Source organism: Corallococcus sp. CA047B (genome assembly GCF_003612065.1).
Lineage (GTDB): Bacteria > Myxococcota > Myxococcia > Myxococcales > Myxococcaceae > Corallococcus > Corallococcus praedator.
Window position 1 is genome coordinate 1 of the sequence record NZ_RAWD01000347.1, and the last position, 9531, is coordinate 9531.

10 protein-coding genes are annotated in these 9531 nt (G+C 69.4%); 3 read left to right on the forward strand and 7 right to left on the reverse strand.

The features are described 5' to 3' along the window. Nucleotides 1–295 precede the first annotated feature (295 nt). Nucleotides 296–670, forward strand: coding sequence for a MarR family winged helix-turn-helix transcriptional regulator (locus D7X74_RS35045; protein WP_233602392.1), 375 nt, complete (start codon nt 296–298; stop codon nt 668–670). 119 nt (nt 671–789) lie between these two features. Here the strand turns inward: D7X74_RS35045 and D7X74_RS35050 are convergent, their stop codons facing one another. Beyond that, nucleotides 790–1083, reverse strand: coding sequence for a FruA-associating protein, FapA (locus D7X74_RS35050; protein ID WP_120537345.1), 294 nt, complete (start codon nt 1081–1083; stop codon nt 790–792). 224 nt (nt 1084–1307) lie between these two features. Between D7X74_RS35050 and D7X74_RS35055 the strand changes: the two genes are divergently transcribed. Both D7X74_RS35055 and D7X74_RS35060 read left to right on the forward strand, forming a co-directional pair. Beyond that, nucleotides 1308–2396 (forward strand): type IV pilus twitching motility protein PilT, encoded by a 1089-nt coding sequence (locus D7X74_RS35055; RefSeq protein WP_199732955.1) that lies wholly within the window; start codon nt 1308–1310, stop codon nt 2394–2396. A gap of 17 nt (nt 2397–2413) precedes the next feature. After that, the gene (locus D7X74_RS35060; RefSeq protein WP_120537347.1) at nt 2414–3829 is read left to right on the forward strand and encodes a ComEC/Rec2 family competence protein; all 1416 of its coding nucleotides are present in this window, start codon (nt 2414–2416) and stop codon (nt 3827–3829) included. A gap of 27 nt (nt 3830–3856) precedes the next feature. Here the strand turns inward: D7X74_RS35060 and D7X74_RS35065 are convergent, their stop codons facing one another. From D7X74_RS35065 to D7X74_RS43275, 6 genes are all read right to left on the reverse strand, one after another. Then, the gene (locus D7X74_RS35065) at nt 3857–5491 is read right to left on the reverse strand and encodes a fumarate hydratase (RefSeq protein ID WP_120537348.1); all 1635 of its coding nucleotides are present in this window, start codon (nt 5489–5491) and stop codon (nt 3857–3859) included. Nucleotides 5492–5556: 65 nt separating this feature from the next. Then, the gene (locus D7X74_RS35070) at nt 5557–6120 is read right to left on the reverse strand and encodes a class I SAM-dependent methyltransferase (protein ID WP_120537349.1); all 564 of its coding nucleotides are present in this window, start codon (nt 6118–6120) and stop codon (nt 5557–5559) included. 39 nt (nt 6121–6159) lie between these two features. After that, nucleotides 6160–6330, reverse strand: a complete 171-nt coding sequence (locus tag D7X74_RS43270) for a hypothetical protein (protein WP_158620484.1) — start codon at nt 6328–6330, stop codon at nt 6160–6162. Nucleotides 6331–6535: 205 nt separating this feature from the next. Continuing rightward, nucleotides 6536–7813, reverse strand: coding sequence for an MFS transporter (locus tag D7X74_RS35075; RefSeq protein ID WP_120537350.1), 1278 nt, complete (start codon nt 7811–7813; stop codon nt 6536–6538). A 69-nt stretch (nt 7814–7882) separates the two neighbouring features. Beyond that, nucleotides 7883–8989 (reverse strand): isopenicillin N synthase family oxygenase, encoded by a 1107-nt coding sequence (locus tag D7X74_RS35080; RefSeq protein ID WP_120537351.1) that lies wholly within the window; start codon nt 8987–8989, stop codon nt 7883–7885. 103 nt (nt 8990–9092) lie between these two features. Then, nucleotides 9093–9531: protease (locus D7X74_RS43275; RefSeq protein WP_120537352.1), on the reverse strand; the 439-nt coding region annotated here is incomplete at its 5' end.

Sequence of the window (9531 nt, forward strand, 5' to 3'; positions counted from 1 at the left end):
CGGAGGGGTCGACTCGGCGGAGGGCGCGGAAGGCTGGGCCTGGGGCGCGGCGGCGAGGAAGAGAACGAGAAGGGCGCTGGGGGTGGCCATACTCTGGAGTGGCAGGACTTTCCGGTGGGCGTGTGGCAAACACACCCCCCCGGCCCCTGCGCGCGGTCAAGATGTAATTGACAACCGTTGTTGAATGCAATCATCTCTTACGCCCATGACCCTCGCTGAGCAAGTGGCATCAACGCGACGCGCTGTGGTCCGTCTCCTCAGCCAGAAGGTTGGTGAGCAAACGGACCGGCCGCTGATGCAGCTGCTCGTGCTGAAGTACATCCACGTGCTGGACATCCACAGCCAGGCGGTCATCGCGGAGCGGCTGCTCATCGACGCGCCCGCGGTGAGCCGGCTGGTGGATCGCCTGGAGGAGGATGGGCTGGTGGAGCGCCGCGCGGGAGAGAACCGCCGCTGCGTGCGCCTGGAGATCACCGACGCGGGCCGCAAGGAGTTCCAGGCCCTGCAGCGCGCGACGGAGTGGCTGGACGAGGAGGCGAAGGCGTACCTGGCGCCCGAGGAGTTCGAGGAGCTGTCGCGCCTGCTGGAGAAGCTCCAGGGCGGCCTCCAGCGGCTCGCGTCCGCGCCTCCAGGCCCGAACCCGTGCGGGAATCCGCGCAAGGACGAGTAGCGCCCGCCGCCACCGCTGGAAACGACGACGGGTGACGACGGGACGGAAACGGGCTCCCGCCCGCGGCCGACCCGCCGCCACCCATGCGTCACTTCCGGGGGGGAAGGAAGAAGGTGGGACTAGCGATGACGGGGGATGTTGCGGGCCACGTGCAGGGCCCACGCCTCCGCCGAGTCCAGCTCCGCGCGGGCGCTGGCGAAGCGGTCCAACCCCGCGTCCGTGCCGTCGTTGCCGAAGATGGCGTCGTGAAGCTCCTTCTGCGCCCGCGTCAGCCGCAGGCTCGTCTGCAACCACAGCCGGGCCGCCATGCGCGGCGTGATGACGACCTGCGTGGGGTCCCACACCTCCAGGGCGGCGAAGTCAGCGGAAGACAGCTCCTCGTATCCAGCGGCCTGCTCGGTTCGTGCGTTCATGCCCGGATGTTCGCCATGGCCTCCAGGCAGGGCATCCGGGCCACCTGGGCAGGCTGGAAGGCCACTGGTGAGCAGTCGAGGACAGTTCCACCATCCCCTGGGGTACTCGCCTTCCTGGTTTTGCGGGGAGAATCAATACAGCAGGGCTGGGAGAATGCTTCCCACACTGCAATCCTGGAGGGAATCGAGCGCCTTCTCCTAGAATCCTCCGCTCCATTCGTGACGTGCGAGGCATCACCCTGGATCTGAACACCCTGAACAAGCTGCTCACCGTTGGCGTCCAGAACGGGGCTTCGGACATCCACTTCCGCCCTGGCGACCCCCCCATCTACCGGGTGAACGGGGTGCTGCGGCCGTTGAAGATGGAAAAGCTGCAAGCGGATCACACCAAGCAGGTGGCCCTGCACGTGATGAATGATCCGCTGATGAAGGCGCAGGTGGACAGCGTGCAGGAGTGCGACTCGTCCTACAGCCTCCCGGGGGTGGCGCGTTTCCGCGTGAACATCTACCGGCAGCGGGGCTCGCTCGCCTGCATCCTGCGCATCATCCCGGACGAGATTCCCAGCATCGACGGCATGGGCCTGCCGCAGGTGCTCAAGACGATCGCCGGCAACGAGCGCGGGCTGGTGCTGGTGACGGGGGCGACGGGGTCCGGCAAGAGCTCCACGCTGGCGTCGATGATCAACCACATCAACCACACGGAGAGCCTGCACATCCTCACCATCGAGGACCCCATCGAGTTCATCTACAAGAACGTGAAGTCCTCCATCTCCCAGCGGGAGATTGGCCCGGACACGCAGAACTTCGCCATCGCGCTGCGCGCGGCGCTGCGTCAGGACCCGGACGTCATCCTGGTGGGTGAGATGCGCGACACGGAGACCATCGACATCGCGCTGAAGGCGTCGGAGACGGGCCACCTGGTGCTGTCCACGGTGCACACCACGGACGCGTCGCGCACCATCAACCGCCTGGTGTCGGTGTTCCCGGCGGAGGAGCAGACCATGGTGCGCATGCGCCTGGCGGACTGCCTCAAGGCGACCATCTCCCAGCGCCTCTTGCCGCGCGCCACCGGCAAGGGCCGCACGGTGGCGCTGGAGATCATGGTGCAGACGAAGACGGTGGAGCAGTACATCCGCGACGACCGCGCCAGCGAATTGAAGGACGTCATCGAGAAGGGCCGCGACATGTTCGGCATGCAGTCCTTCGATCAGCACCTCACGCAGCTGTACCGCAACGGTGACATCACGCTGGAGACGGCGCAGAGCGCGGCCTCCAACCCCGCCGACTTCCAGCGCGCGCTCGAGTTCGACTGACGGTGTGAAGGAGTGGGATGTACACGACACGACTTCGGATCATCCACTTCGATGTCTCCCAGGGGGAGTCCTCGCTCATCAGCCTCCTGGGACAGGGGGAGAACTTCCACGTGCTCATCGACGGTGGGCGCAAGTGCCGGGGCAGGTATGTGGTCCGGTGCCTGCGAAGGCTGGGCATCAAATACCTGGACGCTGTCGTCTGCACCCACCTCGACAACGACCACCACGAGGGACTGGTCCCTGTCGTCGAATCGCCTGCCTTCGGCATCGGGCGACTGCTGGTCCCGAAGTTCGGTCACAACCAGGACAAGTTCGACGGGTTGAAGCGTGCCTGCGAGGAGCAGGATGTGGACTGGGAGGTTGCCCAGACGGATGAGCTCCTCATCGACAGTGGCGGGTGCCAGCTGAAGATCATCCACGTGGGGACGCCCGACCTCCGGGACGACAACACGGCCAGCATCGCGTGCCTGCTGACGATGAACCAGTTCACCTACTACACCGGCGGCGATCTTCCCTGGGCCATGGAGGAGCGGCTGCCGCTGCCCGCCCACGTCTGTGCCTTCAAGGTCGGGCACCATGGCGCCGAGACGAGCACCTCGGCGCGCTTCGTCGCGGCCCTGAACCCGTCCGCGGCCATCATCTCCGCGGGACGTCATGCCCACGGTCACCCGCGACAGGAGATCCTCGACTTCTTGCGCGACCAGGACACGGTCCAGCGCGTCTACTCCACCAACTGCATCCATCCCCGGCAGGGCTTCCATGATGAGGACGCCCTGGGGTCCGTGCACGCGAAGGGGCTCGCGTGCAGCAATCGCACGAACGGCGTCCTGGGCCACATCGTCGTCTACACGGACGACAAGCTGAGCCGGCAGCACACGGACTCGAAGGTCGGCTACTTCGTGCTGCGACCGCCGCCCCAGGGCAACGGACCCTGGCGGGCCTACAAGCACACCTGTTCCAATCGCAAACACTTGGCGAAGCAATGCTCACCGGGTGGAATCGTCCACCTGCGCGACGACGAGTATCCCGAGTTCCTCCTCGAGGAGCTGTCCCCGAGCATCCGCGCCAAGCGGGCGCGGACGGTGGGGCCCTTCACGTTCGCGCCCCTGCTCGCCCTCGACGAGCAGGCGCGGAAGGTGGAGTACCGGCCCGGCAGCCCCATCCACAACTTCGTCCAGGATCCGCCCAACTTCACCGTGGCGGAGGGCACGCCGGCCGTGCCGCGGGTCGCGAAGCGCAAGGCGACCGTGCTGGACCATGACCACGCGGACGCGGCGAAGCGGACGCGCGCCTGCGTGGGCTGCAACGAGAAGCGGCCAGGACGCGGCCCCCCGGACGCGAGCGAGCTGGTGGATTGCTCGCACGACGAGGCCTGGTACGTCTGTGACGATTGCCGCCCGCTCTACCGCAAGGGCTTCGACTGCGAGCAGTAGGGCGCGGGCGGCAGGCCGCAGGGCTTCTCAGGCCTTCTTCGCGGACGGCTTGTTGATGTTCGCGAAGAAGTCGTTGCCCTTGTCGTCCACGACGATGAAGGCCGGGAAGTCGACCACGTCGATCTTCCACACAGCCTCCATGCCCAGCTCCTCGTACTCCAGCACCTCCACCTTGGTGATGCAGTCCTTGGCGAGCCGGGCCGCGGGGCCTCCGATGGAGCCCAGGTAGAAGCCGCCGTGCTTCTTGCACGCCTCGGTGACGGCCGGGGAGCGGTTGCCCTTGGCGAGCATCACGAAGCTGCCGCCCTCCGCCTGGAATTGATCCACGTACGCGTCCATACGGCCCGCGGTGGTGGGCCCGAAGGAGCCGGACGCGTAGCCCTCCGGCGTCTTCGCCGGGCCCGCGTAGTAGACCATGTGGTCCTTCATGTACTGGGGCATGCCCTCGCCCCGGTCCAGCCGCTCCTTGAGCTTCGCGTGCGCGATGTCGCGCGCCACCACCAGCGAGCCCGACAGGGACAGGCGCGTCTTGATGGGGTAGCGCGACAGCTCCGCGCGCAGGTCGCTCATGGGGCGGTTGAGGTCCAGCTTCACCACGTCGTCGGACAGGTCCGTGTCCTTCGCCTCCGGCAGGTACTTCGCCGGGTCCGTCTCCAGCGCTTCCAAGAAGACGCCGTCGCGGGTGATCTTCCCCAGCGCCTGCCGGTCCGCGGAGCAGGAGACGGCGATGGCCACCGGGCAGGAGGCGCCGTGGCGCGGCAGGCGGATGACGCGCACGTCGTGGCAGAAGTACTTGCCGCCGAACTGCGCGCCAATGCCGGTGCGCTGGGTGAGCTTGAGCACCTCCTGCTCCAGCGCCACGTCGCGGAAGCCGCGGCCCAGGGCGTTGCCCTCCGTGGGCAGCGAGTCCAGGTAGCGCGCGGAGGCGTACTTGGCCGTCTTCAGCGCGAACTCCGCGGACGTGCCGCCCACCACGATGGCCAGGTGGTACGGCGGGCACGCGGCGGTGCCCAGCGAGCGGATCTTCGTCTCCAGGAACGCGAGCAGGCTCTGCGGGTTGAGGACCGCCTTGGTCTCCTGGAACAGGTAGCTCTTGTTCGCGGAGCCGCCGCCCTTGGCCATGAAGAGGAACTTGTAGGCGTCGCCGTCGGTGGCGTAGAGCTCGATCTGCGCGGGCAGGTTGTTGCCCGTGTTGACCTCCCGGTACATGTCCAGCGGCGCCATCTGCGAGTAGCGCAGGTTCGACGTGAGGTACGTGTCGAACACGCCCCGGGAGATGGCTGCCTCGTCGCCGCCTTCCGTGAGGACGTACTGGCCCTTCTTGCCCATCACGATGGCGGTGCCGGTGTCCTGGCAGGAGGGCAGCACGCCGCCCGCGGCGATGTTCGCGTTCTTGAGCAGCTCCAGCGCCACGAAGCGGTCGTTGTTCGACGCCTCCGGGTCCTGGAGGATGTTCGAGAGCTGCCGCAGGTGCCCGGGACGCAGCAGGTGCGAGATGTCCCGCATGGCCTCGCGGGTGAGCAGCGTGAGCGCCTCCGGTGCCACCTGGAGGAAGGACCGGCCGCCGGCTTCCAGCACGGAGACGTGCTCCTTCGTGAGCAGCCGGTAGGGCGTTTCGTCCTTGCCGAGCGGCAGCATGTCCTGGAACTGGAAGTCACTCATCGCGTCGCGTCTCTCACGGGAAGGGTGGAACGAAGGGGCGGGCCATGCGTGCCCGGCCGGGGACTCTACCGGGCCTGTTCCCGGGGTGGCACCACGTAGAGGTACACCGGGGTGCGGTACAGGTCGTCCAGCCGCACCGTGCGCGCGGGCGTCCACCCCCGGAGCGCGAAGGTGTGGCTCAGGACGCGGGCGCCCTCGGGCAGCTCGGCCGCGAAGCGGGGCGCCAGGCGCGCCATGTGCCCCCGGGACAGGTAGCAGATGACGCAGCTTGCGTCCTGGAGGGACGCACGGAAGAAGTCCTCGCGACGCAGGGTGAGGTTCGCGCGGGGGAAGCAGCGCTGGCGCAGCCGCATGAAGAGCAACGGCAGCCAGGACAGCTCGTAGGCGACGACGCGGGCCTGGGGGCAGTGGTCGGCCAGGAGGAAGGCCACGCCGCCCCAGCCCGCGCCCAGCTCCAGCAGCGTGCCCGTGGTGTCGCGCGGAAGCATCGCGAGCAGCGCCCGCCGCACGCGGGGCGGGCTGGGCATGGGGGGCGCGCCGGTGCGCAGCGTGGACACGACGATGGACAGCGCCCCCGCGAGGAGCACCGCCCAGAGCAGCAGGAAGAGGAGGGTGCCCGTCGCGTTCACCGGGCGCGCATCATCGCAAATGAGGCCGGGCCCGGGGCCCTACTTGCGGGGGTGGTGGCCCGCGTCCGCATGGCGCACGGGCGAGGGAGGCAGGGGCTTCACCCTCGCGACGGCGGGGGCCGGTTCGGCGCCCTCGAACAGGGCCCGGCCCAACACGAAGCAGAAGACCGCTCCCACGGAGAGTGCCATCACGTTCCAGTAATACCCCATGGGCCCCACCACCAAGCACGGACCATGCCGTTGCCCGGGCGCACTCGGAAGGTGGGGGTCGGACGAACCCGGTTGTGTCCCTTCGCGCTACAGCGGCGGACCCGGGCGTTGCCCTCCAGGCAACAAGGCCCTCACGTGGCGTTCAATGCTCGGAGGCCCAAGGGTTTCACCTGGGGGCGCGGGCCCCCTGCACGCCGGGCGTGGCTCAGACGGAGGGCGCGTCGGCGGGCTCGGGCTCGGGCTCGGGCGGCGGCCGGTGCGCGGCGGACTCCAGCCGGTCCACATCGCGCAGCTCGGGGAAGAGCCACGCCCAGAGGCCCACCACGATGAGGGTGCCCACGGCGCCAATCACCACGGCGTGCACGGCGCCCAGCGCTTCGGCGAGCGAGCCCGCGCGGAACTCGCCCAGCTCGTTGGAGGCGCCGATGCACATCGTGTTCACCGCGCCCACGCGGCCGCGCATGTCGTCCGGCGTGGAGACCAGCTCCAGCGTGTGGCGTACCACCACGCTCACCATGTCCGCTGCCCCACCGATGGCGAGCGCCACGAGCGACAGGGGCAGCGACGTGCTCAGGCCGAACACCAGCGTGGCCGCGCCGAACACCGCCACCGCGCCGAACATCTTCCACCCGGCATTGCCGCCCAGCGGACGGAACGCGAGCAGCACCGCCACCACGGCGGCGCCCGCGGCCGGAGCGCTGCGCAAGAGGCCCAGGCCCCAGGGCCCGGTGTGCAGCACGTCGCGCGCGTAGATGGGCAGCAGCGCCACCGCGCCGCCCAGGAGCACGGCGAACAGGTCCAACGTGAGGCTGCCCAACAGCAGGCGCTTCTGGCGCACGAACCGGAGGCCCGCGACGAGCGTGTTCAGCGAGATGGGCTCGCGCGACGCGCTGCCCGTCCGGACCTTGAGCGAGAGGATCCACACCACCGTGAGCGCGCACAGCGACGCGGACGCGATGTAGACGCCCTTGCCGCCCAGCCACCCGTAGAGCAGGCCGCCCACGGCGGGCCCCGCGATGGTGGCCACCTGCCACGTGGTGGAGTTCACCGCCACCGCGCGCGTCAGCTCTCCGGGCGGCACCAGGTACGGCGTGAGCGCGGAGCCCGCGGGCGCGTAGAAGGCCCTCGCGGTGCCGAACAGCACCAGCACGCCGTAGACGAACCGCACGTCGGTGACGTGGCCCAGCGTGAAGGACAACAGCAGCAGGCTGCACACCAGCATCACGGTCTGGCAGATGGCGAGGATGCGGCGCCGGTCGAAGCGGTCCGCCACCTGTCCGCCCAGCAGGCTGAAGGCGAGGAAGGGGAGGAACTGCGCCAGGCCCGTGTAGCCCAGCGCCAGCGCGCTCCCGGTCAGCTCGTACACCTGCCAGCCGATGGCCACCGATTCAATCTGCGCCGCGAGCACCGCGCACAGACGGGCGATTTGATACAGCCGGAAGTCGCGATGCCGGAAGACGGACGTGCTGAGGGCGTTGGCCATGCTGGGGTCGGGCTGTAACGCAGCCCGACCTCCGCCGCCAGCCACAAGGCGTGGCGGCCCCTGACAGCCCTACGAGGTAGCGCGCATCCGGTTGAGCCGGTCGTAATGGCGGTAGCCCAGCTTGTCGAGCGCGGCGGGCGGCGCGAGGCCGATGTCCACCAGCGTCTTGATGTCGTACGTGCCCGCGAGCACCGGCGGCGCGTAGTTGCCCACCGCCTCCGGCGTGCGGAAGCCCGGCAGCGGGAAGAGCACCGTGCTGGTGTGCACGTGCATGAAGTGCGCGGCGGACTGGCGCTGCCACCCCGGCACGCCCGGCGCGGTGATGACGTGCGGCGTGGCGAGGAACGTGCCGCCGGTGAGGATCTCCAGCTGCTGGCCCACCTGCGCCACGATGCAGCCCGCGGGCGCGGTGCCGCGCACCATCTGGCCCTGCGGCGCGTCCGGCGACGCGCGCGTGCGCAGGTACAGGCCGCTCTGGTCATCCGGCTTCGGCGCCGGACGGCCCTCGGGGTTCAGGAACCGGCCCCCGGGCAGCAGCGTGAGCAGGTTGAAGTCCGTGTGCTCCTCGCCCCAGAGGATGCCGGTGTTCACCTGCGACGGGCCCAGGGGCAGGTACTGGAGCGCGCGTGTGACGTGGGGCGCGCGGTCGCAGAAGTCCGTGAAGGTGGTCTCCGGCAGGTTCAGCGCCAGCGCGGAGCCGCGCAGCAGCTTGAGCCCGGCCTCGTGCAGCGCGCGGCCCATGGTGAGCAGGCCGTCCTGGAAGTACGGCGGCGCGGAGTCGGGCCAGATGTTCTCCGGGTACAGCTCCGGGAACTCCAGCGCGGACTGCGCGTCGTTGGGCGTGGGCGCCGCGAAGTAGCACTCCTTGAAGTCCGGCTGCCCGTTGCCGGCGACGGCGACCTCCGTGTTGGGCGGCGTCCACCCGCGCTGGTACCAGAGGTCCGCGCGGCCCAGGGGGCGCTTCACGGCTTCGGGCAGGGCGATGAACGCGGAGAACGCGTCGTAGAAGCGCTCCAGCGCGGGCGCGTCCACCCCGTGGTTCTTCACGAACACGAGTCCGAAGACGCCAAAGGCCTCGCGCAGTGCCGCCGCGGCCCGCTCGAGGCGGGCCGGTTCGCCCGACGCGAGGTCCGCGAGGTCGACCGTCGGGATGTGGATCGAGGAGGTGTCCGCCATGGTGGGCCCAGGTGTATCGCGCCCGGGCCCTCATGAGGAGGGGGACAATGCCTGCCCGCTTGAAGGAGGACACCCGCTTCCCGGGAAAACCGGGAGCTGCCCGTCAGCGCGCGGTGAGCGTCACGTCCACCGGGGCGCACTTCACCGGGGTGGGCTTGTAGTCGCCGCCCGGGCGGGGCACGTCCTCCTGGCGCGTGGCCACGTCCATCAGCTCATCGCGGAAGGTGATGCGGTAGGTGCCCGGCGTCTTGAAGTCATAGGCCTGCGTCACCTCCACGCGGTTCTCCGCCGTGGCGCCCGGGGCCAGGGCCTCGTAGCTGGAGGCGGACGGCGCGGCGCGCTTCACCATGGGACCCTGGTACTGCACCTCCGTCCCGTCGCGGGTGACCTGGAACACGGTGCCCAGGATGCCCTCCAGCGGCGTCTGCCACTTCAGGACCCAGACCGGTTGCGCGGAGCGGTTGGTGAGCTTGAAGAGGACCTCCACGCTCTCGCCCACGCGGGCCGTCGCGGGGGCGCTCAGGGTGCACTCCAGGTTCGGG

Coding starts and splice junctions, on each gene's coding strand:
- D7X74_RS35075 (WP_120537350.1), bottom strand. CDS start 7,813: ATGGCCAACGCCCTCAGCACGTCCGTCTTCCGGCATCGCGACTTCCGG.
- D7X74_RS35045 (WP_233602392.1), top strand. CDS start 296: ATGCAGCTGCTCGTGCTGAAGTACATCCACGTGCTGGACATCCACAGC.
- D7X74_RS35080 (WP_120537351.1), bottom strand. CDS start 8,989: ATGGCGGACACCTCCTCGATCCACATCCCGACGGTCGACCTCGCGGAC.
- D7X74_RS35060 (WP_120537347.1), top strand. CDS start 2,414: ATGTACACGACACGACTTCGGATCATCCACTTCGATGTCTCCCAGGGG.
- D7X74_RS43270 (WP_158620484.1), bottom strand. CDS start 6,330: ATGGGGTATTACTGGAACGTGATGGCACTCTCCGTGGGAGCGGTCTTC.
- D7X74_RS35050 (WP_120537345.1), bottom strand. CDS start 1,083: ATGAACGCACGAACCGAGCAGGCCGCTGGATACGAGGAGCTGTCTTCC.
- D7X74_RS35065 (WP_120537348.1), bottom strand. CDS start 5,491: ATGAGTGACTTCCAGTTCCAGGACATGCTGCCGCTCGGCAAGGACGAA.